Origin of the sequence: Bartonella sp. CL71SXKL (assembly GCF_042194935.1) — a bacterium.
In the GTDB taxonomy this organism is placed as follows: Bacteria; Pseudomonadota; Alphaproteobacteria; order Rhizobiales; family Rhizobiaceae; genus Bartonella.
On the sequence record NZ_JBHINI010000006.1, the window covers coordinates 118,191 to 141,183 of the forward strand.

A 22,993-nucleotide genomic window follows, 5' to 3' on the forward strand; every position below is an offset into this window, starting at 1 on the left:
AACTTTTTATGCTTTTGTGTAAAATGTTTAAGAAGCGCATTTAGAGCAATACGCAATATACTCTGAATAAAGTCAATATTTTTTATCTCTCTGCTTATCTCGTCTATAAGAGGTTCGTAATTGAGAACGCTTTTCGGAATAGTATCACCGTAAACCCATGCTTTTACTTGCGCTTTGGTACTAAAATCCGCATTCTTAGGTGTTTTGTAATACTGACCACCATCAAACTTTTCACACTCTCTTGTGCCGTCTTCATATTCGTAGAGGTTGTAAAAATACTCCTCTGCTCCGTCCCCCCATAGTGCATATCCAGCGCCGTTGCAGCAAATCTCTTTCGCATGGGCTGTTTACGGTTTTTTAAGAATAGATGTTTTAAAATGAACATGCTTTAATCCTAATTTTACAAATTTGTCTATTTGCCTCAAATTTGATCGTACAGAGCGTTTTATATGATAGGTTTTTATCATAAAATCTTTAAATTGCTCTGTACGGTGCCATTTTGTCGATTTAAATGCACATCCAATCACAAAACGATCAGCAATTTTCACTAGTTTACTAACCTGCAATGTTTTTCAATGTTCCCCCAAGACCATTTAAAATCCCTTCAAGCTTTTGCTTTTCAACCAACGTGAGTGGTCTTGAATTCTCTCTCATTGCCTTTTCTTTCAGCCTTTTTTCACGGGTGTTCAAAACAGCCTTGCGTACTAGATTGGCTTTCGTCAAAAGACTATTTTCCAAATCACGACATAATCTTACGAATTCACGAGTGCTTGGAAAAAACGTATCCGATAAACCTTCTAACTCATCGCATAAAGTCCGTTTAACCGTTTTTATCAGTGACCACGCAGAAACACTTTCCAAAACCATTCCATAGGTAAGCGCCATACCTTCATGATCTGCCTGTTGCGAAATTTTTCAACCACACGAAAGCATCCGAATTGCTTTAGCTATGTCCTTTTTGCTCGCTTTTATTGAAAACAATTCGTGAAGTTGATCACAAGCATCTAAGGCAATCGTTTCCTGCTGTTGTGTCAATGCACGGCCACTCTTCAAAACCAAAGGAAACTCCGGAGCTATCATCTCGTGAATGTGTTTTAAAGTGACCTCGAGACCCGATATCAAGGGTGCTGTCTGAGATGCGTTCACCAACGCTTTTTTGCCTTTGAGAGTGATTTTCCATAGTTTTTTCCTTTCCCTAAATCCTCGATAGCTTTTTGCACCCAATTGCGCCACGTTGCTTTCCAATCCGTTTTGCGTGCATCCTTGCGTGCTCTAGATTTCCAATAATCTCGAAATTTTGCCATTTCGACTTTCACACGCTTTGGAGGCAAACCTTCTTTGATTGCGAAATCATAAACAGATTCGAAATCATCAGGGATACGAAAGCTACGGTCATTTTTAACCCATTTCGCTTTTCTTCATATTATCTTACTCCTGTTAAGAGTGTGAATGTGCTGCTGGTGTTGGAGAAATATTAGGATTGATGATAAGGCGTTTGTTAGATGCAAATGACCTCGAAGAAGAGCTTAAGCATTACAAATCAGTTACAACAGAAGCTAAGCAAATTTTACCAAGCTCTGTTGTGAAAGCTGCTTAACGTTAAAAACACGACTCATTTCTTCATCCTCAAGGATGAGGAGATCAAGATTAACTGCCTCTCCATCCTAAAAGACAAGGAGGAGGTCAACGTGCTAAAAAGGTATCTCAAAAAGCAGCAATGATTCGTATTTTAGCATCATCGCTGTACCGTCTGATAGCGTTATAATAAAGTTGCGAAAGGTGGTTTAGAAGGTGCTTTAATTTTTGTTGATTTTTAATAAATCATTGGAAAATAAGAGAGATTAAGATACAATGGTGCGGACGGCGGGACTTGAACCCGCAAGGTCTTCGACCGGCAGATTTTAAGTCTGCTATGTTTACCGTTTTCATCACGTCCGCGATGTGAGTTCTCTCATAAGCTATATCTTTTATTGAATCAAGAATTAATGACAAAAGAAACATTTTTCATTTTTTAGTGAAATTTTGACTGACAATAGTTTCCTTTATCGATAGAAAAAGCTTTTATAATGTAAATAAAGCGTGAAATGATTAGTGTTATGAGTCAATTTATTCAAGACGTCACAAAAGCTATGGTGGGATTGCATCACGTGTTTGCTGAAACACCACTTCAAAGAAATGATTTTCTTAGTCAAAAGTATGATGCAGAAATTTATTTAAAGCGTGAAGATTTAACACCGGTGCGGTCTTATAAGATTCGTGGTGCTTTCAATTTTGTTTCAGAAATGCTTAGCTGTATATCACCAGATTCTGCATTTGTTTGCGCTTCAGCGGGGAATCACGCGCAAGGGGTTTCTTTTGTTTGTCGTTATTTTAAACGTAAAGGCGTGATTTTCATGCCCATGACAACGCCACAACAAAAAATTGAAAAAACACGTATTTTTGGCAAAGAATTCATTGATATTCGTTTGATTGGTGAAACATTTGATCAATGTTATGAAGCTGCGCAATCCTTTGTCGTGGAGAGCGGTGGTGTAATGGCTCCACCTTTCGATGATATTCGCATTATTACAGGGCAGGCAACAGTGCTTTGTGAAGCTGCTTTACAATGGAAAAAACTCAATGGAGAAAGTGAGCCAGATTTGATGATTGTGCCGGTAGGGGGCGGTGGTTTGGCAAGTGGAGTGAGCAAGTTTTTACATGAATATGGTTGGAAAACAAAGATTCGTTTTGTTGAGCCGCAAAGAGCTGCAAGTTTGCTTGCTTGTTTGGAGAGTGGAAAACGCGTTAAGCTTGAAAGCATTGACACTTTTGTAGATGGTGCTGCTGTGGCTGAAATTGGTGCACTAAACTATACAATTCTAAAGAAATTTCCCGCTGATTCTGTCATTACGGTTCCTGAAAACCGCGTTTGTTCTACGATGGTTGAAATGCTTAATGTGGAAGGTGTGGTTCTTGAACCGGCTGGTGCTTTATCGATTGATGCGCTTAACAGTATTCCTCCTCAAGAGTTAAAGGGGAAAAAAATTCTTCTCGTTATTTCAGGAGGTAATTTTGATTTTGAGCGTTTGCCAGAAATTAAAGAGCGTTCTTTACGTTTCCAAGGGTTGAGAAAATATTTTATTTTTAGTTTTCCGCAACATCCTGGTGCATTGCGTCATTTTCTTTCCACATTATCACCAGATGATGATATTGTGCGTTTTGAATATCTTAAAAAATCAGCGAGAAACTTTGGTTCTGTATTGGTCGCGATTGAAACAAAAAAATACGGTAATTTTTGTCTTTTAGAGGAAAAATTTCAAACGTTAGGTTGGCGTTATCGTGATATTACTGATGATCAAACGTTATTTGATTTTGTTATTTGAGAAACTGAAATTTTACTAAAACAAGAAGTATAATGATGAAACCTATTTTTTATTCGGTGCTGAGTCTATTTTTCTTTTTGATTGTTAATCAACAGAGTTTAGCATCTCAGCCAACGATAGTACAAAAAGCTGAACTTTCAAGAGTCGTTGTTGATGTCAATAATGCTATAAAAAATGGGGATTTTATGCCTATTTCTCGTTATATGCCTGAGCGGCTTTATAAAGAGATGGCACATCGATTGAATACAACAGAGAGTGCTTTACGTAGTGATTTTCTTCAACAGTTGCATAGGAAATTTGAGGGGTTGCCTTCTGGTGCTTATTATTTAGATAAAGAAAATATAGAGTATTTACAAACTGATAATGGTACTTTGTATGCTTTAATTCCAACAGTTCTTGATATGAAGGATCGCATCATTCAATATAAAACTTTGGCGATTTTTGATAAAAACCAATGGTATTTAATTTATGGCGGTCGAAAAACTTTACAAAATCCAGTTTTTCTCGAGATTTATCCTGATTTTATCAAGGTACATTTACCGATGGACACAGTCATCAAAAAGTAAACGATCTAAATATTGTTTTTATTCATGATAAATGTATTTCGTAAAGTTCTTGCTTTTTTATCATAATCCAAAGATAATAGAGATGAAGGCATTTAGGCTGGTTTGTTGGCTTTTTGTAAAGTGAAGTTTATACGCCTTTATCTTGATTTCAAGGTGTTCATAAGTTGCGCAAGCCGCTTTTTAGGCGTTGCTTCATTTAAAATGTCAGGGATTTCTCTTGCGCGGATTCTTGAGTGAAGAGTTCAGATGGTTACTTCTTTTGAGTTCTTCAGCTAAGGAAAGATTTTATTTTGCCTATAAAAGAAGAAAATGTTTTTACAAAGTTAGGTTTACCTACTCTTTTGATTAAAAATTTACTCATTGCTGGGATGAGTAAACCTAAACCTATACAAGAACAAGCTATTCCAGTGATGTTGAAAGGACACGATATTTTAGGTGTTGCTCAGACAGGCTCTGGAAAAACCTTGGCATTTGGTTTACCTATTTTAAGTCAGATTTTGGCTTTGGGTGATAAACGCTGTCCTAAAACTGCACGCGCTTTGATTTTAGCTCCAACGCGTGAACTTGCTGTTCAGATTGATGAAACGATCCGTACTGTGGCGAAAGGAGCACATCTTTCAACATGTCTTATTTTTGGGGGCGTATCACGTTTAAAACAAATTAAACGTATGGAAGCAGGTGTGGATGTTTTGATAGCGACTCCAGGGCGTTTGAGAGATCTTGTTCGTGAAAAGTGTGTTGATCTTTCCCAATCTCGTTTTTTGATTTTGGATGAAGCAGATCGTATGTTGGATATGGGGTTTATTCATGATGTTAAGCAAATTGCAAAGCTTTTGCATCAAGAGCGTCAGACAGCACTCTTTTCTGCAACAATGCCGAGGGAAATTGCTGTGCTTGCAAAATGTTTACTCAATGATCCGGTTAAAATTGAAGTTGTTCCTCAAGGTACTACGGCTGTAGAGATTTGCCAAAAATTATATTGTGTTCCTACGAATGAAAAAAAGAATGTTTTAAGTAAACTTTTGACAAATCCAGCTTTTGATTCGGTTATTGTTTTTACTCGAACTAAACATGGGGCAGATGCTGTCACACGTAGTTTAGAAAAGATAGGATATTTAGTCGCAACAATTCATGGAAATAAATCACAAGGTGCTCGCCAGTCTGCTTTAAAAGCTTTTCGTGAAAGATCTGTGCAGATCCTAGTGGCAACAGATATTGCTGCACGCGGTATTGATATACCAGGGATAAGTCACGTTATTAATTACGACTTACCAGATGAAGCTGAAAGTTATGTACATCGTATTGGTCGTACAGGACGTAATGGCGCATCTGGTGTAGCACTTACGCTTTTTGATGAGAAGATAGAAAGGTCCCGCTTGCGTGCTATAGAGCGCTTGATTCGTATGAAATTGGTGGCTGAGGCTGTTCCAGAACAATTTGCAGCGTTTCCAGAAAAGCCAATTGTGCGAGAAAGTAAAGAAAACGAAAACGATAAGGAACGCCGTTTTAAAAAATCTAAACGTCAAAAACAGTTTTTAGGTCGAAAAGATGATACCGCACAGTTGCAGCGGAAGAATTCTTCACCTCAAAATGAGAGGCATAAAAAAGCAAAAGCGGTGGCAAAGCGTGCAAAGACTTTTCGTTTTCGGAAATCAGTTAAGAAGGCTGCTTAGATAAAGTCTTGAAAAAAGATCATGTACAGGAGATTTTTTACTTTTGTTGATTTATTCTCAATTGAAAAGAGCTATAAAATACTCTTGTCAAAGTAAGAAGACCCTTTAGAGGTTTTTATTTTTTAGAAATAAAAACCTCTAACTGTTTGGATTTATTTGAAAATCTTTAAAAAATCATTATTGTAAGAGGCAATTATTTATTTGCTTTATTCCCATTTTTTAAAATGGGAATAAAAGTAGATTTTATTTATATAAAATTATTTTTATATAGGATGTGTTTTATCTTTAATGATGACTTTTAATTTTAAAAATTGATGTCTAATAATAACTCACTGTTTTATATATTGAATAGTTCATTATATCGTAAAATTTTTTTCATTTTGAAGCTATTTATGCGGATCAATCAAAAGTATTCACTTGCACGTTATATGTGAAATTATTGTATAAATGGACATTTGAGAAATAAATAAAATGTTCTTATAAACTCTTTCAAAGGCAAGGGGGGGTTGCTAAGATTGAGAGTTGGAAAATAGTATGATGGTATGGCTTTTATTATAAATAAAGATGGGGTTGATCAATCGATTTCATTTTTACCATTTACGGGAGTCACTGTGAAAGAGACTTGGGGGATTTAAGAGATATCTCTTTAAAAAAGCGTGTGACTGCATAATACAATAGCGAGAATGTCATGATTTCTGAAGGCTTTCTCAGGATTCTCAACAATTTAGCTCGTTATCTTTGTTTTTACTGTAAAACACTATTAGTTTGGGAGGATATAAAGTCTACAAAACTTTATGCATTAAATGTTTTATGACAGTGTCATGAATATCCAAGGCAAGGTTGTTTGTAAAGCGTTGAAGTGGTTAGCAGGAGGAACAACCTGTTAGATAAGACGTCGGAGTGTTTACAGACTTGTTTTATGTTTTTTTCTTTTAGGATGGGGAGGAGGTTATGTGGGGTGTATGGAGATAATATATGACCTTGATTGTTATTTCTTTCATTTTTCAAAATGATTGCTTCATGAGCAGGCTTTTAAGTTTAATTCCTTTATTGAGTACAAATCATTCTTTCTTTGGAAAAAAATATATGAGACCGATTCATTGCTGATGGAGCTTAATAATTCATCTCTGATGAAAGAAATCGTAATTTATAATATGCAAATAATTGCTGTGTTCTCTTATAAAGGCGCGGTAGTTTGAAAAAAGTAATCTTATTTGTGCTATTTTAAAATGAATCAATTGCTTTTTGCGTTCATTGCAAAAAATACATCCGGTAGGATATTGCGTTTCTACTTTATTGCAAAAATCCTATTCCATTACTTTTATTAACGAATCCCTCACTGTAAAAAACACTTGGAAAACCAATAAGTTATTTGTGATAGAAAAGAAAAGTGGCTCCCCGGGCCGGATTCGAACCAGCGACCAACCGGTTAACAGCCGGTTGCTCTACCGCTGAGCTACCGGGGAACGGTGCCCAATCATTTAGTTGAAAAGGCTATAGCAAAGCAATACTGATTTGCAAAGGATAAAATTACTTTTTTTAAAAAAATATGATAAATTGTGTAATAAGAGGAAAAAAGGCGAGAGAAGATTTCTACACCTTGACGGATGCGTTGCCTTCCCTTATTGAAACCTTTATGTTTGTTGACGAGGCCTCGTGGCGGAATGGTTACGCAGAGGACTGCAAATCCTTGTATCCCGGTTCGATTCCGGGCGAGGCCTCCAGCCGATTTTAAACGAAACGGCTTTTAAGGGAGATGAGGTATAGGAAAATAGATTATTTCCCTCTATTCTTGTGAAGACACTTTTGTATGAGAGATTATACAGTTAAAATCTAATTGTTGACTGTAGCATCCTTTTTTGTAATGCCCATAGTTTAAGAGATCTTTATCCCTTATTGTCGCTGTTTGGTTTGTTTTTTGTAGGTTAGGAGAAAATATTCGTTATGGTTGCAGATTTTGCTGAGCTTCGTCGCAAAATGGTTGACAATCAAATTCGTACAGTCGATGTAACGGATTTATCAGTTCTTGAAGCCTTTTTAACGGTGTCTCGTGAAGATTTTGTATCGGAAGATATGAAAGTGTTAAGTTATCTTGATACCGATATTGTTCTATGTCCAGAGCAAGATGGGGTTCCTGCACGCTATTTGATGAAACCTGCATCTCTAGCGAAATTACTACAGCTTGCCGCTTTAAAATCATCAGATGTTGTTTTAGATATTGGTGCAAATAGTGGTTATTGTGCAGCGTTGCTTGCAAAACTTGCAGGGTCTGTGATTGCGCTGGAAAGTAATAAATCTCTCTTTGAACGTGCTCTTGAAGCTTTAGAACGTAATCAATGTGATAATGTGGTTGTCGTTCATGGTCCATTAGAGCAAGGATATGCTGTTGAGGGACCTTATGATGTGATTTTCATTGAGGGATCTGTTGATTTTATTCCTCAGGGTATCTTTGATCAAATGAAAGACTGTGGACGTCTTGTTGTGGTTGAAGGGTATGGAAATGCTGCTGTTGCACAAATCTATATAAAAGAAGATGGGATCATCTCGGCTCGTCGTGCTTTTAATCTCGCTGTAAAGCCTCTTCCTTGTTTTTTCAAAACACCTGGTTTTGTGTTTTAGTGCTTGTTTGTTTTGTGAATAAAAGATAATTTTGTAATTTATTTGGGGTTTGTTATTGTGTGTATTATGTTTAGAATAAACAAGAAGTTTCAGGCATGTTTATTACTGGTGTTGAGTGTTTTACTATCAGAGACTGTTTGTGCTGAAACATTGATGGATGCCTTTTCTAAGGCTTATAAATATAATGCTAAGTTGAATAGTGAACGTGCAGCTGTGCGTATATCCAGTGATGATGTTGTCATTGCGCGATCAGGGTTATTGCCACAAGTTGAGGGGGTTGGGAACTATGGGCGGAATAAGTCTTTTACAGGTCCTTATGTCACTTCTGGATCTATAGGAGTGAGATTAAATCAAAGATTATTTGATGGTTTTATCACGCAAAATATCTTTTCTTCAGCTCAAGTTAAGTTGCAGGCTCAGCGTGAATATCTTCGTAATGTTGAACAAAATACGTTTCTAGAGGTGGTGACCGCTTATGCTAATGTCTATCACGCACGTCGTGTTGCCGATCTTCGGAGAGAAAATTTGGCAGCTCTTGAGGAACAAGTTCGTTCCAATAAAGCAAAATTTGATGTGGGTGAAGGAGGGCATGTTGATCTTGCTCAAGCTCAAGCTGCACGTTCCGTGGCGGTTTCAGAGCTGAGTCTTGCTCGTTCTGATGTAAAAGCAGCAGAGGCAGTGTATCGACAAGTTATTGGTTCTGATCCTGAAAAGTTAAAACGCCCACCCATAGCCAAAGATTTTCCCGTCAACCTTGATATGGCTTACCAAATGAGTGTTGTGATGCATCCAGCAATCCTTTATGCTAAATATTTAGTTGATGCGAGTGCTTATAATGTAAAGGCGAAAGAAGGGGCATTGCTCCCTAAAGTTGATTTTTCTGCAACAGCATCTTATAATCGAATCTACAGCGGGGTTGGAGAAGATGGCGTTTCTAAATCTGTAGGATTGTCAGTAAGTGTCCCAATCTTTGAAGGAGGGCGTACGTCTGCGCAAATTCGCCAATCAAGGGAACAGCTTGGACAGGCGCAGCTTCAACTCGATTTGGCGCATAGTAATACGAGGCAAGCACTGACTTCTGCTTGGTTTCAGTTGGAGGGTGCACGCTCATCTGTTATTGCTTACCGTGAAAGTGTTCGTGCTGCTGAAATTGCTCTGAAAGGTCGTGTTCAAGAAAATCGCGTAGGGCAAGCAACGACGCTGGATGTTTTAAATTCTCGTACTCTATTGATTAATGCTCAGATTGCGCTTGCAATGGCGGAGCGTAATGCTGTTGTGGCGAGCTATAGTGTTCAATCTTCTATTGGTAAATTGACTGCAAGTTATTTAGGTTTAAAAACAATTAAATATATCCGATAATGTATAAAAGTATCTCTTTAATCTTAAATTATTTTAGTTTTTAAAAGATTAGTAAATCAACAGTTGAATATGTTAAAAAATATTGCGGCGAGATATTATCTTTATAAAGTGTAGAAAACTGTGTGTAGCGCCCTCTTTATGACAAGCATATTTGAAAATATCGTGGGAGGCATGTTGATCTTATAATTCTTTTGCATACACTGAAAATATGATTCTATTTGTTGTTGCGTCTTTGAGAGGTTGTAAAGTATGGTACAGAGTTCAAGCGTGTTACGTGAGCCAAGTATGGATGAAATTTTAACATCTATTCGTGAAATAATCGAAGAAAATGCGGTTCAATCTGATCACTTTTTAAATGAAGATGTTGCAGTGAATGCTTCAGAAGTTGCATCAGAGAGTATTTATGATACAGCCTTATCGGTTGATGATGCTATGAAAGCTTTAGCTGATCGTATTGGTCTTTCATCTGAAAATCAAGGGGGGAAGATAACGCAAGAGAAAGAGGATATAGAGGCAGAAAATAATACAGTTGGTATGGATATGCAAAAGATGAAGCTTTCTTCTGAAGAACGGAATTCTGTTTATAAAGCAAAAGAATATGAAGATGAGATAAGGAAATCACAGTCAGATGCAGGAAGGGATGGTCATGTGGAATTGTCTGCATATTGTATTTCTTCTGCAGAAAAGATTGCAAAGGATGTGTTGCGTCCGGCTATAGCAGAATGGTTACAGTCTAAATTGCCTATTTTGCTGGAAGATATTTTGCGTGAAGAGATTGTGAAGGCGATTAAAAAATCGTCTTAATTATTTTTATGTTTTTCATTTTATGGGGATTTTGTTTGCGATTTTGCGAGCTCTCTAGTGAATGGCTGAGATTCACGAGATTCTGATCGGGTTTTGATCATATATTGTGTTTTTCAGCGGCGTTATGGATGGATAGAATGTTAGAAAAAAACTATGATGCTTCCTCTATAGAGCAACGGGTTGCAAAGAGATGGGAGACTCGTGGGGCTTTTAAAGCGGGAGCTGGTTCTAAAAGCGATGCAGAACCTTTTTGCGTTATGCTTCCACCTCCTAATGTTACAGGCTCACTTCATATGGGGCATGCGCTCAATACGACAATTCAAGATATAATAGTTAGATTTCAGCGGATGCGTGGCAAAAATGTGTTGTGGCAGCCTGGTATGGATCATGCTGGGATTGCTACACAAATGGTTGTGGAGCGTCAACTTGCAGAACGTCAAGAGCCAACGCGTCAAGAAATGGGGAGAGAAAAGTTTATTGAGCGTATTTGGGAATGGCGTTATGAAACTGGAGGCGTTATTGCTAACCAGTTGCGTCGCCTTGGGGTTTCATGTGATTGGTCGCGTGAGCGGTTTACAATGGATGAGGGGTTGTCGCAGGCGGTTCGTGAAGTCTTTGTCACGCTTTATAAGCAAGGGTTGATATATAGGGATAAGCGTCTCGTCAATTGGGATCCTAAATTGTTGACAGCTATTTCAGATCTTGAAGTTGAGCAAAAAGAAGTTCAAGGACATTTGTGGCACTTTAGATATCCACTTGAAGGTAAAACTTTTGATCCAAATGATGCTACAACTTTTATAACAGTGGCGACAACACGACCAGAAACAATGCTTGGTGATACAGGAATTGCTGTTAATCCTGAAGATGAGCGTTATAAAAATCTTATCGGTAAAAATGCTCTTTTGCCGCTTGTTGGTCGTAGGTTATTAATTGTGGGTGATAGCCATGCTGATCCTGAGGCTGGAAGTGGTGCTGTAAAAATCACACCAGCTCATGACTTTAATGACTTTGAAGTAGGACAGCGTAATCATTTACGCTTGATCAATATTTTTACCCAAAAAGCCGAAATTTTTCTTCGTGAAAATGAAGCATTTTTCGATGGTTTGATTTTATCAGATGAATTAAAAATGTTAGTAGAAAATCTCGATAAATCTGATCGTTTTGTTGCTCGCCAGAAGATTATTTCTTTGATGGAAGAACAGGGATATTTAGCTTCTGTTGATGATCATACCCATATGGTTCCTCATGGAGATCGCAGTGGTGTCCCTATTGAGCCTTTTTTGACAGATCAATGGTATGTTCATGCTGCTGAATTAGCAAAGCCAGCGATAGAGGCTGTTCAACAAGGAAAAACGCAGTTTGTTCCCGATAACTGGAAAAAGACTTACTTCAATTGGATGCAGAATATTCAACCTTGGTGCATTTCTCGCCAATTATGGTGGGGACATCAGATTCCTGCTTGGTATGGTCCTGATGGAACGGTTTTTGTTGAAAAAAGTGAAAAAGAGGCTTTAGATTCAGCTTTTGCTCATTATGGTGAGGTTGTTGACTTAATCCGTGATCCGGATGTTTTAGATACGTGGTTTTCATCAGCTCTTTGGCCTTTTTCAACATTAGGATGGCCAAATAAAACGACTGAATTATCTACTTTTTACCCAACATCTTTATCTGTGACAGGATTTGATATTATTTTTTTCTGGGTTGCTCGTATGATGATGATGGGACTTCACTTTATGGGTGACGTTCCTTTCCCAACGGTTTATGTGCATGCTCTTGTGCGGGATCAAAAGGGCGCAAAGATGTCAAAATCAAAGGGAAATATTATTGATCCCTTAGAGCTTATTGATCAATATAGTGCTGATGCACTTCGATTTACTTTAGCTATTATGGCAGCACAAGGTCGTGATGTAAAACTTGATGTTTCCCGTATTGCTGGTTATCGTAATTTTGCTACGAAATTGTGGAATGCTACCCGATTTGCACAGATGAATGGTGTGAAGCATGATCCAGCTTTTAAACCAGAACAAGCAAAACTGGCGCTTAATCGTTGGATTTTAACAGAGTTATCTAAAACAATTTCAGCAGTTACGACTGGTATTGAACACTATAAATTTAATGAGTCAGCTGCCACTCTTTACCGTTTCATTTGGAATACATTATGTGATTGGTATTTGGAGCTTCTCAAACCTATTTTTCAGGGGGAAAATGAAGATGCTAAAAATGAGGCTCAAGCTTGTACTGCTTGGGTTTTAGATGAAGTTTATAAACTTCTTCATCCTTTTATGCCTTATATGACGGAAGAGTTGTGGTCTCTTACAGAAACGCAAGCCATCAAGCGTGAGGATATGCTCGCATTGACAAAATGGCCAAAGGAAACATTGATAGATGAAGAAGCTGCTGATGATATTAATTGGCTTATTGATGTCGTCACGGGGATTCGGTCTGTACGTTTTGAAATGAATATTCCAGTGGCGACACAAGCACCTCTTGTTGTTGTTGAAGGAGGGGAAGTAACGCGAGAGCGTGTGAAGCGTTATGATGCACTTCTTAAAAAATTAGCGCGTATTGAAGTTATTGATTTCTCTGATAAAGTTCCGGAAATATCAGCACAAATGATTTTGGGAGAGGCTGTTTTTTGTTTACCATTAGGACAGTTGATTGATTTGGAGGCTGAACGTGTTCGTTTGAGGAAGGATGTCAGTAAAATTGAACAAGATATTGAAAAAATATCGCTTAAGTTAAACAACCCCAAATTTATAGCAAATGCAAAAGCAGAAATTGTTGAGCGTGAGCGGAACAGGGTTGTAGAACTGCGTGCAGCGCAGAAGAAAATATTTGTTGCTTTAGAGCGGTTAGATTGATTTCAACTTTTTCTTTTGTTAGTTTTTCATGAACGATCATAAAATCTCTACTGAAATCCATTGTTTTATGTTTATCATTAAAGAGACATCTTTTAAGGCGTCCAAGCCTATTCCACGACGTAGATCATGAATGGTATAACGGTAAATCCATTGGGCTTCCCTTCTTTATGCTTGTGAAGTAACAAGCGCCGGCACCATTCTGTCCAATCCGGACAGCCCTTGGCACTTAAGACCGTTCATAAGAGGCATTTTTAGTTCTTTCTTACACAGAGTTTTTATCCACATAGCTTTCTCTGCTTGTAATGTGCAAGCGGATGATTTTGATTGATTTAACATGGAGCACGTTTGGAATGAGAGAATCTTACGATATTCGAGGGCCTCATTCAACATGCAAAAAGGAAAATTATAATTATAAATCAATTTCTTGCTTTATTACTGTAAAATATCATCATTTAGAGTAGCAATATAAGGTATGTAAAATTACACATGTGGTATTTTTTTGTATGAGTGGTGAGTATTCTAAGGTAGAACTTGTGTGTAAAGTATGAAGTAACCCCATGTGAAATGATGTTAGGTGCAATCCGTTAAATAAAAAGCTGTATTGTTTATAGATTGACGGAGACAAAAAACTTCCTCCTTAAGGTGGTAAGGCAGTCGTGAAGTTATAAGTTAATTATCATCATTATATTTATCCATCTTTCGTATTGTTTTTTATACTTAAACGCTTACCATTCATCATGTATTCTCTTCGTTCTCAAGTTACTGTTTAATGCACGTTATTTTATTGAACGATTTTTGCTCATACGTATAAAATTTTAAGATCGATAAATCTTAGAATGTTAAAGGATGTGTTACAAAATATAGAATGATGATTTATATTTAAAAATCAATTTGTTATATATAAAAATGGATACTTAATTTTATCGAACATTTTGGATGGTTTTTATCTATTTGTTTTTTCTTTTAAAATTTTTACTTTAAAATTGCGTATGCTTCTTACTAAGAAAAAGAGTTTAAATATCCACAAAGAAATTCGTAACAGATATAATCATTAAAATTGAGGTAGGGGGAAATGGTTAATAGGTTTCAGATATGGAAAAAAGTCACGATTGTTGTGATTTTAGGGGGATTCTTTTCGAATGTTTATGTAATAGATGTCAATAGCTTGCAAGAAGCGAATGATGGTTCGTTTTATTTTTTAAAACGTGGCATGTCTGCTTATAAAAATGGGCATATAAATCAGGCTATTGCAGCATTACGTTGTGCAGCTAAGAGAGGCCATATTGGTGCGAATTGGAAACTTGGCTCTATCTATGCAAACGGTGATGGTGTCTCTAAAAATGATTATAAGGCATATAATTTTTTTGCATATATTGTTGAAAAAGGTGCTGATCTTGGTTCAGAGGATGAAAGTTATGTTTCTGACGCATTGGTTAAACTTGCGGGATATATAAAAAAAGGTATTCCTCAATCACCTGTGAAACCTGATCCTTCTTATGCTGCTCATCTTTATATGCAGGCTGCGGTAAACTATGGAAATCCTAAAGCTCAGTATCATTTAGGAAAAATATTTTTAAAGGGAGAGGGAAGGGAGAAAAATCTTATACAAGCAGCACGATGGTTTCAACTTTCAGCAAAAAAAGGAAATCCTTCCGCCCAAGCAATGCTTGGAAATATACTGCTTAAAGAAGGAAAAATTGTCCGTGGGGCAGCAATGTTAACTGCTGCCTATGAAAAAGCTAACGTAAAAGACAAAAATTGGATTCACCCTTTGCAAGAAGAGGCTTTTGCTCTTTGTAATGAATCTGAGAGACGTACAGCAATTTCACTGGTTGCTGAGATTTTAAAGAATAACAGTTTTTAAATATCTGATTGTAATATTTTTACATTCTCTCATCTTATATTAAACTCTGTTTCCTTGTATACAAGTTCATAGTAAAGATAACTTTTTATGACAATATAACGACTAATGACTTAGGATTTTAGACAAAAATTCTTGCGTTCTCGGTTTTCTTGCTTGCGGATCAGAAAAGAACTCTTTAGATGAACAGTCTTCAAGAATTGTTCCTTGATCTATGAAAATAACACGCTCCGAGACTTTTTGTGCAAATCCCATTTCATGGGTTACACAAATCATCGTCATACCTTCTTCTGCTAAGCTAATCATGACATCGAGTACTTCACCTACCATTTCAGGATCTAGAGCAGATGTTGGTTCATCAAAAAGCATGACAAGTGGATCCATAGTTAAGGCACGTGCAATAGCAACACGTTGTTGTTGCCCTCCAGAAAGTTGACCAGGATATTTATCTTTGTGTTCAATGAGTCCAACGCGTTCAAGATATAACAATCCACGTTCAAGTGCTTCTTTTTTGCTTCGTTTTAGGACTTTGATTTGTGCAATTGTCAAATTTTCTGTGACAGATAAATGGGGGAAAAGCTCGAAGTGTTGAAACACCATTCCTACCTGACTTCGCAATTTAGGCAGATTCGTTTTTTTTGAATGAACTGGTATTCCATTAATCCAAATTTCACCTTTTTGAAAAGGGACGAGAGCGTTAATAGTTTTAATGAGTGTTGACTTTCCGGAGCCTGATGGACCACAAACGACAACGACTTCTCCTTTATTAATGTTGGTTGTACAGTTTTTAAGGACTTTAATTTCGCCATACCAATTAGAAACATTTTTTATTTCGATCATATGAGTAGACATTTTTTTTCCTGTTAGCGAATAATGGATACTTTTTTTTGTAAATACAAAACTATTTGTGACAGTGTAAAACAGATAACAAAATAGAAAATAGCTGCTAAGATATAAGCTTCTTGCTTTACACCAAAATTATTAGCAGCAATATCAAAACCATTCAAAAGGCTATGACCACTGATGGCATAAACAAGGGTTGTATCCTGAAAAAGGATAATAACTTGTGTTAAAAAGACTGGAAGCATATCTCTAAAGGCTTGAGGAAGAATGACAATGTACATACTTTGCCAATATGTCATTCCAAGAGCTTGTCCTGCATATTTTTGTCCTTGCGGAACTGAATTGATTCCAGCACGCATAATCTCAGCAAAATAAGCCGTTTCAAATGCGGTAAAGGTAATGAGTGCTGATTTATTTGCACCGATGGATATACCGGTTAAAAAAGGCAGAAGCACGAAAAACCATAAGATAACCATCACAAGTGGTATTGAACGCATAGCTGTTATGTAACCTATTGCAAACCAAGAAAGAAGTTTTATGGAAGAAAGGCGCATCATTGCTAAAAGCGTACCGAAAACAAACCCCAACACCGTTGCAAAAAGAGTTAGAAAAACGCTAAAGAGTAAACCTGATAAAATATAAGAACGAAATACATCAAAGGTAAAAAAGGAAAAATCAAAGTCGGAAAAATTGAAAGGAGAATAAAGTCCAAACTGAGAGCTTATGAAATTCATCATATTCAATTTCCCTTTGTTTGAAAATTAGGAATTTTGAGTATTTGTTCAATGACTGTCATCACAATGAATACGAATAAGGCTATTAGAATATAAAGAGCCGTAACAAGTAAATAATTTTCGTAAACATGGCTTACCTCTTCAATTGCTTGGTATTGAAATTGCATGAGCTCATTTATTGAAACGGCGAATGCTATAGACGAATTTTTCACAATGCCCATTGCTTCTGAAGTAAGAGGTGGCATAATTGCACGTATAGCACGTGGTAGTATAATATAGCGATAACTTTGATAAGTTGTAAACCCCATTGCCATAGCAGCATAGCGTTGTCCAGAAGGAATCGCTTCAATGCCTGAACGAACCTGTTCTGCAATGCGTGCAGATGTAAAGAATCCCAATGCGCATGTTATTAAGAGAATGGGGGAAAATTTCATCGCTGGTGGATAAATCTTCGGAACAACAAAATACCACAAAAACACTTGTACAAGGAGGGGAATATTACGCATAATCTCTACCCAAATAGTACCGATAGTGCGAAATATATAATTGGTTATGGATGTTTTGGGTAAAGTGCGCATTGTTCCTATAACAACACCACACAATACAGCTAATATAAGTGAAGTGATAGACAATATAACCGTATTTTTAAAGCCATCGAGAAGTGTATCTAAATAGGTATGGCTCATGCCGGGAGTCCCCAAGCATCCTGTTACCAATGTTTGAGTAAGGTCATCTCTACAAAGGAAAGAAAAGTCCATTAATTGATATTCCCTCAAATTAGTCATTCACAAATAGGGCAATAAACCAAGCGCATCTACATAGGCCAAATTTATTAAAAAGTGAATTAAAATATAAACCACACTCAATTTCAAAAGAGTGTGGTTCTTCTTTATTAAATTCTATAAATCTTTTTCTGCGTAGCTTTCTCGAGGTTTATTATTTGGGTGATCCCAAGCATATCTTGTTTGTTTTGACAAGGGAAGGTTCATAACAGTGTTAGCAGGTGGGATCGGTTTCATAAACCACTTATTATAAAGCTTTTCCAGTGATTCATCTTTAATCTGACGTACGATACTATCGTTGATTGTTTGTTCAAATTTTTTGTCATTTAATCTGAGCATACAGGCAATAGGTTCGACTGAAAGTACAGTATCAAGAATGACATAATCAGATGGATTCTTTGATTTAGCAATATGTCCAGCAAGAATTGAAGCGTCCATGACAAAAGCATCTGCCTTACCAGATTCTAATAACAAAAAACTATCTCCGTGATCTTTCCCCTTTAAAACTTTAAACTGAATGTTTTTTGCACGTTTATTTTTACGAATAAGTTGAACAGATGTTGTACCGGTGGTCGTTGCAACTGTTTTTCCATTTAAATCCTCAAGAGATTTAATGTTAGAGTTTTTCTTTACAGCAATCCGAACCTCCTCAATGTATGTCGTATAAGCAAATGCTGCTTCTTTACTGCGGGCAAGATCATGTGTTGTTGAGCCGCACTCAAAATCATAGGTTTTATTTTTTAAGAGAGGAATTCTATTTTGAGAAGTGATGGGAAGATAATGAATTTTAATTGGTTTACCAATTTTTTTTGAGATATCATCAATGATCCGTTCTGCCATTTCTGTATGAAAACCTACATATTTATTATTACCAAGGGCGTAGGCTAAACCAGATGATTCACGGACACCTAAAGTAATTTCCCCTGTTCGTTTTATTTTTTCAAGAGTATCATGTTCAGCATGTGCGAAACTTGAGAATCCAATGGCCGTTGCTGCAATAAGCATTAACAATGATTTCTTCATTTATGTCCTCCATTCATTTATTTTTATTTTAGTTGCTTAAGATATACTGTTTATATGCTGTAGCATAGTTATTATTTTTGAGTGGATTTTTTTTGTTGTCTCATGAAATGAGGATTGTACTTTCTTAATTGATATTAAGGTGAATCCAAACAGGAACGTGGTCGGATGGTTTTTGATATCCCCTTACTTCTGCTTGGCTATGAGCGCAAATTAGTTGATCAACAGCTTCTGGTGATAATAATAAATGATCAATGCGAATCCCATTATTCTTAGGCCAAGCACCTGCTTGAAAATCCCAAAAACTGAAGGAGGGAGTATCGGTGACATTCCGGATAGCATCATAAAAACCTAAATGAAGAATACGTTGGAATGCTTTTCTTGTTTCTCCAAGAAATAAGGCATCTTGATACCATTCTTGAGGTTTTTTTGCATCTAATGGAGCGGGGATGACATTATAATCACCCGCTAGAATAAGGGGTTCTTCATACGCAAGCAATGATTTTGCATGTGTATATAATCTTTCCATCCATTCTATCTTATAGGAATATTTTTCACTCTCAATAGGATTCCCATTTGGCAAATAGAGAGATGCAACACGAACAACACCTTTGTTTGTTGAATAAACTGCTTCAATGTAACGTGTTTGTTTATCATTATCATTGCCTGGTAATCGACGGATCACTTCATCTGGTGTTTTTTTAGAGAGAATCGCAACGCCATTAAAACTTTTTTGTCCGTGTGTTTCTATATGGTAACCTAAACTTTCAATTGCATCGCGTGGAAAATTTTCATCAATACTTTTAATTTCCTGTAAACAGACTATGTCCGGCTGGCTTTGCTGCAGCCATTGACATAATGTTTCATGTCGTGCTTTTATCCCGGCAATATTCCACGTTGCTATTTTCATGGCGCTCATCATTAGATATCAAATATGCAATTCAATTTACTGCATTTATGTTTTACTACAGTCATATCGCTACTTTTTTATTTATAGGGGATATTACTTATGGTAAATTGATTTATCAAGAGTAGCGGTAAAAGCAAATTTAAAGCTTTAAAATTTAATTTATTTTCATTTTTAAAAACTTTCTGCTGTTTAGTTCTTGACGAATGTACGTGTTCTCGCTATTAGAGATGGATATAGCCGATGTGGGTGTAATCAGGTGCTTTGGATATGAACCGGAAGATTATTCACAGGTGTTAAGAAGATTAGAAGTAAATCCTAGTGCAAAAGGCTACTGCCTTCTCTGCTTATGGTCGGGTAAACTGTTTTTTGCAGGTGTGCCCGATTTTGTGTGTAGACTTAAATATCTGTTCCGATTCTGTTGGGGTGGATGGAAATGAAAATAGAAAAGCCCGATTGGGTGAGAAGAATATAGATCAAAAAGAGGAAGGTTGCATGCCTACCGTAAATCAGTTGATTCGTAAGCCGCGTGTGGCGCCAGTTAAACGTAATAAGGTTCCTGCTCTGCAGTCGAATCCGCAGAAGCGTGGTGTTTGTACGCGTGTTTATACAACAACGCCGAAGAAACCTAATTCTGCTCTTCGTAAAGTTGCTAAAATTCGCTTGACGAATGGATTTGAGGTGATTGGTTATATTCCTGGAGAGGGACATAATCTTCAAGAGCACTCTGTTGTGATGATTCGTGGTGGTCGTGTAAAAGATTTGCCAGGAGTTCGTTATCACATTATTCGTGGTTTGCTTGATACCCAGGGTGTCAAGAATCGTAAACAGCGTCGTTCAAAGTATGGCGCAAAGCGTCCAAAATAATATTGAGAGACAAAGCCAATGTCCCGTCGTCATAGAGCAGAAAAGCGTGAGATTAATCCAGATCCAAAATTTGGTGATTTGGTTATTATGAAATTTATGAATGCCATTATGTTTGATGGTAAAAAATCAGTTGCAGAGCGTATTGTTTATGGTGCACTCGATTCTGTAGAAAAAAGAGTAAAAACAGATCCTGTGGCTCTATTTCATCGGGCCTTAGAGAATGTTGCTCCTCATATTGAGGTTCGTTCACGCCGTGTTGGTGGTGCTACTTATCAAGTTCCGATTGATGTTCGTCCTGATCGTCGTCAGGCTCTTGCTATTCGTTGGTTGATTGCGGCGGCGCGTGGTCGAAATGAAACGACGATGGTTGAGCGTTTATCTGGTGAATTGATGGATGCGGCTAATAATCGTGGTTCTGCCGTGAAAAAGCGTGAAGATGTTCATCGTATGGCTGAAGCTAATCGTGCTTTTTCTCACTATCGCTGGTAGAAGTTTTAAACAAGGCAAATATAATGGCTCGCGAATATAAAATTGAAGATTATCGTAATTTTGGTATTATGGCGCATATTGATGCTGGTAAGACTACGATGACTGAACGTATTCTGTTCTATACCGGTAAGAATCATAAAATTGGCGAGACCCATGATGGTGCTTCTACGATGGATTGGATGGAGCAGGAGCAGGAGCGCGGTATTACGATTACGTCTGCTGCAACAACGACGTTTTGGGAAGGGCAGGACGGTCGGAAGCGTCGCTTTAATATTATTGATACGCCAGGGCACGTTGATTTTACCATTGAAGTTGAGCGCTCTTTGCGTGTTCTTGATGGCGCAATAGCCTTGTTGGATGCAAATGCTGGTGTGGAGCCTCAGACGGAAACTGTTTGGCGGCAAGCTGAGAAATATCGCGTGCCTCGTATGGTTTTTGTTAATAAAATGGACAAAATAGGAGCTGATTTTTATCGTAGTGTGGAGATGGTTGGTTCTCGGTTGGGTGCTAAAGCGCTTGTTTTGCAGTTGCCGATTGGTGCTGAAAATGACTTTGAAGGTGTTGTTGATCTTGTAGAAATGAAGGCTTTAAAGTGGGATGGTTCTATTGGTGCCTCGGCGGTGATAAGTGAAATTCCCTCTGATTTAAAGGAGAAGGCTGAAGAATATCGCGAGAAATTGATTGAGATGGCTGTGGAGGTTGATGAAGCAGCGACAGAGGCTTATTTAGAGGGTGTTATGCCAACCAACGAGCAGCTTGTTTCTCTCATTCGTAGGGGGACAGTAGAAGTTCAGTTTCATCCGGTTCTTTGTGGTACGGCTTTTAAAAACAAGGGGGTGCAGCCACTTTTGGATGCTGTTGTTTCCTATCTTCCTTCTCCAGTTGATATTCCGGCGATTAAGGGTATTGATGTAAAGACTGAGGCTGAGACAACACGCGAATCTTCTGATGATGCTCCGCTATCTATGCTTGCTTTTAAAATTATGAATGATCCTTTTGTTGGTTCATTGACGTTTTGTCGTATTTACTCAGGTAAAGTTCAGAAAGGTATTTCTCTTGAGAATACTGTGAAAAAGAAAAAAGAGCGTTTGGGGCGTATGCTTCAAATGCATTCAAATTCTCGTGAGGATATTGAAGAAGCATTTGCTGGTGATATTGTTGCTCTTGCAGGACTTAAGGAGACGACAACTGGGGATACTCTTTGTGATCCTTTGAAGCCTGTTATTTTGGAGAGGATGGAATTTCCAGAGCCTGTTATTGAGATTGCAATTGAACCGAAAACAAAAGCAGATCAAGAAAAAATGGGTATTGCTCTTAACCGTCTAGCGGCCGAAGATCCTTCATTTCGTGTTAAATCGGATGAGGAATCTGGTCAGACTATTATAGCTGGAATGGGTGAGCTTCATCTTGATATTATTGTTGACCGTATGCGGCGTGAGTTTAAGGTTGAAGCAAATGTTGGGCAGCCTCAAGTTGCTTATCGTGAGTCAATTACTAAAATGGCGGAAATTGATTATACGCATAAGAAGCAATCGGGTGGTGCCGGTCAATTTGCTCGTGTGAAAATTGTTTTTGAGCCTCATGATGGTGATGACTTTATTTTTGAGTCAAAGATTGTTGGTGGTGCTGTTCCTAAAGAATATATTCCCGGCGTCCAAAAGGGGATTGAGAGTGTTATGGGGTCAGGTCCTCTTGCGGGCTTTCCTATGCTTGGTGTAAAAGCGACTCTCATTGATGGTGGTTATCACGATGTTGATTCTTCGGTTTTGGCTTTTGAGATTGCGGCTCGTGCGGCTTTTCGTGATGGGGCAAAGAAGGCTGGTGCACAGCTTCTTGAACCGATCATGAAGGTGGAAGTTGTTACACCAGATGATTATGTTGGTGATGTTATTGGTGATCTCAATTCTCGTCGGGGACAGATTTCAGGAACTGAAGCGCGCGGCATTGCAACGGTTGTGAATGCAATGGTTCCTTTGGCGAATATGTTTGGTTATGTGAATACTCTTCGCTCTATGAGTCAGGGGCGTGCGCAGTATACAATGCAGTTTGATCATTACGAGCCTGTACCTTCGGCTGTTGCTTTGGAGATTCAAAAGAAATACGCGTAATTTCAGGTTGGTAATTAATTTTTAACTTAGTCCTTGGCTTGGACGGAAAATGGAGAGCTCAAATGGCGAAGAGCAAGTTTGAACGAACAAAACCGCATGTTAATATTGGTACGATTGGTCACGTTGATCATGGGAAGA

Annotated in this window: 19 protein-coding genes, 3 tRNA genes and 2 pseudogenes; 13 read left to right on the forward strand and 11 right to left on the reverse strand. The window is 37.7% G+C overall.

Annotation, left to right across the window (positions count from 1 at the left end):
* Positions 1–74: 74 nt before the first annotated feature.
* From ACFILA_RS04885 to ACFILA_RS04905, 5 genes and pseudogenes are all read right to left on the reverse strand, one after another.
* Positions 75–385: pseudogene (locus tag ACFILA_RS04885) on the reverse strand (hypothetical protein); the annotation flags it as partial.
* A 170-nt stretch (positions 386–555) separates the two neighbouring features.
* The gene (locus ACFILA_RS04890; RefSeq protein ID WP_375660757.1) at positions 556–885 is read right to left on the reverse strand and encodes a hypothetical protein; all 330 of its coding nucleotides are present in this window, start codon (positions 883–885) and stop codon (positions 556–558) included.
* 30 nt (positions 886–915) lie between these two features.
* The gene (locus tag ACFILA_RS04895; RefSeq protein ID WP_273791439.1) at positions 916–1,146 is read right to left on the reverse strand and encodes a hypothetical protein; all 231 of its coding nucleotides are present in this window, start codon (positions 1,144–1,146) and stop codon (positions 916–918) included.
* A complete protein-coding gene (locus ACFILA_RS04900; RefSeq protein WP_342753378.1) occupies positions 1,143–1,304 on the reverse strand; it encodes a hypothetical protein in 162 nt (53 codons plus the stop codon). Before ACFILA_RS04900 ends, ACFILA_RS04895 begins: the two co-directional genes overlap by 4 nt.
* A gap of 548 nt (positions 1,305–1,852) precedes the next feature.
* Positions 1,853–1,938, reverse strand: a tRNA-Leu gene (locus ACFILA_RS04905).
* Positions 1,939–2,084: 146 nt separating this feature from the next.
* Here ACFILA_RS04905 and ilvA point away from each other — a divergent pair.
* The 3 genes from ilvA (at position 2,085) to ACFILA_RS04920 (ending at position 5,601) form a co-directional block, all read left to right on the forward strand.
* Positions 2,085–3,362 carry a threonine ammonia-lyase IlvA gene (gene ilvA / locus ACFILA_RS04910; protein WP_273791440.1) on the forward strand — a complete coding sequence of 426 codons (1,278 nt, stop codon included), beginning with the start codon at positions 2,085–2,087 and terminating at the stop codon, positions 3,360–3,362.
* Positions 3,363–3,397: 35 nt separating this feature from the next.
* Positions 3,398–3,928 (forward strand): hypothetical protein, encoded by a 531-nt coding sequence (locus tag ACFILA_RS04915; protein WP_375660762.1) that lies wholly within the window; start codon positions 3,398–3,400, stop codon positions 3,926–3,928.
* A 290-nt stretch (positions 3,929–4,218) separates the two neighbouring features.
* Positions 4,219–5,601, forward strand: coding sequence for a DEAD/DEAH box helicase (locus tag ACFILA_RS04920; protein ID WP_273791441.1), 1,383 nt, complete (start codon positions 4,219–4,221; stop codon positions 5,599–5,601).
* Between the two features lie 1,391 nt (positions 5,602–6,992).
* Here the strand turns inward: ACFILA_RS04920 and ACFILA_RS04925 are convergent.
* Positions 6,993–7,067, reverse strand: a tRNA-Asn gene (locus ACFILA_RS04925).
* A gap of 184 nt (positions 7,068–7,251) precedes the next feature.
* Here ACFILA_RS04925 and ACFILA_RS04930 point away from each other — a divergent pair.
* The 6 genes from ACFILA_RS04930 (at position 7,252) to ACFILA_RS04955 (ending at position 15,108) form a co-directional block, all read left to right on the forward strand.
* Positions 7,252–7,325 (forward strand) — tRNA-Cys (locus tag ACFILA_RS04930).
* Between the two features lie 220 nt (positions 7,326–7,545).
* Entirely contained in the window at positions 7,546–8,220 is a 675-nt protein-coding gene (locus ACFILA_RS04935) for a protein-L-isoaspartate O-methyltransferase (protein ID WP_273791442.1), read from the forward strand.
* Positions 8,221–8,286: 66 nt separating this feature from the next.
* Positions 8,287–9,579, forward strand: coding sequence for a TolC family outer membrane protein (locus ACFILA_RS04940; protein WP_375660758.1), 1,293 nt, complete (start codon positions 8,287–8,289; stop codon positions 9,577–9,579).
* A gap of 249 nt (positions 9,580–9,828) precedes the next feature.
* Positions 9,829–10,383: a DUF2497 domain-containing protein gene (locus ACFILA_RS04945; protein ID WP_273791444.1), complete on the forward strand. Its 555-nt coding sequence runs from the start codon at positions 9,829–9,831 to the stop codon at positions 10,381–10,383.
* Positions 10,384–10,520: 137 nt separating this feature from the next.
* Positions 10,521–13,244, forward strand: coding sequence for a valine--tRNA ligase (locus ACFILA_RS04950; protein ID WP_375660763.1), 2,724 nt, complete (start codon positions 10,521–10,523; stop codon positions 13,242–13,244).
* A 1,072-nt stretch (positions 13,245–14,316) separates the two neighbouring features.
* Positions 14,317–15,108 carry a tetratricopeptide repeat protein gene (locus tag ACFILA_RS04955; RefSeq protein WP_273791446.1) on the forward strand — a complete coding sequence of 264 codons (792 nt, stop codon included), beginning with the start codon at positions 14,317–14,319 and terminating at the stop codon, positions 15,106–15,108.
* Between the two features lie 102 nt (positions 15,109–15,210).
* Here the strand turns inward: ACFILA_RS04955 and ACFILA_RS04960 are convergent, their stop codons facing one another.
* The 5 genes from ACFILA_RS04960 to xth form a co-directional block, all read right to left on the reverse strand.
* Positions 15,211–15,957 (reverse strand): amino acid ABC transporter ATP-binding protein, encoded by a 747-nt coding sequence (locus ACFILA_RS04960; RefSeq protein WP_273791447.1) that lies wholly within the window; start codon positions 15,955–15,957, stop codon positions 15,211–15,213.
* An 11-nt stretch (positions 15,958–15,968) separates the two neighbouring features.
* The gene (locus tag ACFILA_RS04965) at positions 15,969–16,685 is read right to left on the reverse strand and encodes an amino acid ABC transporter permease (RefSeq protein ID WP_273791448.1); all 717 of its coding nucleotides are present in this window, start codon (positions 16,683–16,685) and stop codon (positions 15,969–15,971) included.
* Between the two features lie 2 nt (positions 16,686–16,687).
* Positions 16,688–17,440, reverse strand: a complete 753-nt coding sequence (locus tag ACFILA_RS04970) for an amino acid ABC transporter permease (RefSeq protein ID WP_375660759.1) — start codon at positions 17,438–17,440, stop codon at positions 16,688–16,690.
* Positions 17,441–17,581: 141 nt separating this feature from the next.
* On the reverse strand, positions 17,582–18,487 hold the full coding sequence (locus tag ACFILA_RS04975) for a transporter substrate-binding domain-containing protein (protein ID WP_375631472.1): 906 nt from the start codon (positions 18,485–18,487) through the stop codon (positions 17,582–17,584).
* 124 nt (positions 18,488–18,611) lie between these two features.
* Entirely contained in the window at positions 18,612–19,394 is a 783-nt protein-coding gene (gene xth, locus ACFILA_RS04980; protein WP_273791451.1) for an exodeoxyribonuclease III, read from the reverse strand.
* Positions 19,395–19,886: 492 nt separating this feature from the next.
* Between xth and rpsL the strand changes: the two genes are divergently transcribed.
* From rpsL to ACFILA_RS05000, 4 genes and pseudogenes are all read left to right on the forward strand, one after another.
* Positions 19,887–20,258 carry a 30S ribosomal protein S12 gene (gene rpsL / locus ACFILA_RS04985; protein ID WP_005773262.1) on the forward strand — a complete coding sequence of 124 codons (372 nt, stop codon included), beginning with the start codon at positions 19,887–19,889 and terminating at the stop codon, positions 20,256–20,258.
* An 18-nt stretch (positions 20,259–20,276) separates the two neighbouring features.
* Positions 20,277–20,747, forward strand: coding sequence for a 30S ribosomal protein S7 (rpsG, locus tag ACFILA_RS04990; protein WP_273791452.1), 471 nt, complete (start codon positions 20,277–20,279; stop codon positions 20,745–20,747).
* 23 nt (positions 20,748–20,770) lie between these two features.
* Positions 20,771–22,855, forward strand: coding sequence for an elongation factor G (gene fusA / locus ACFILA_RS04995; protein WP_273791453.1), 2,085 nt, complete (start codon positions 20,771–20,773; stop codon positions 22,853–22,855).
* A gap of 62 nt (positions 22,856–22,917) precedes the next feature.
* Positions 22,918–22,993 (forward strand): annotated as a pseudogene (locus tag ACFILA_RS05000) (elongation factor Tu); the annotation flags it as partial.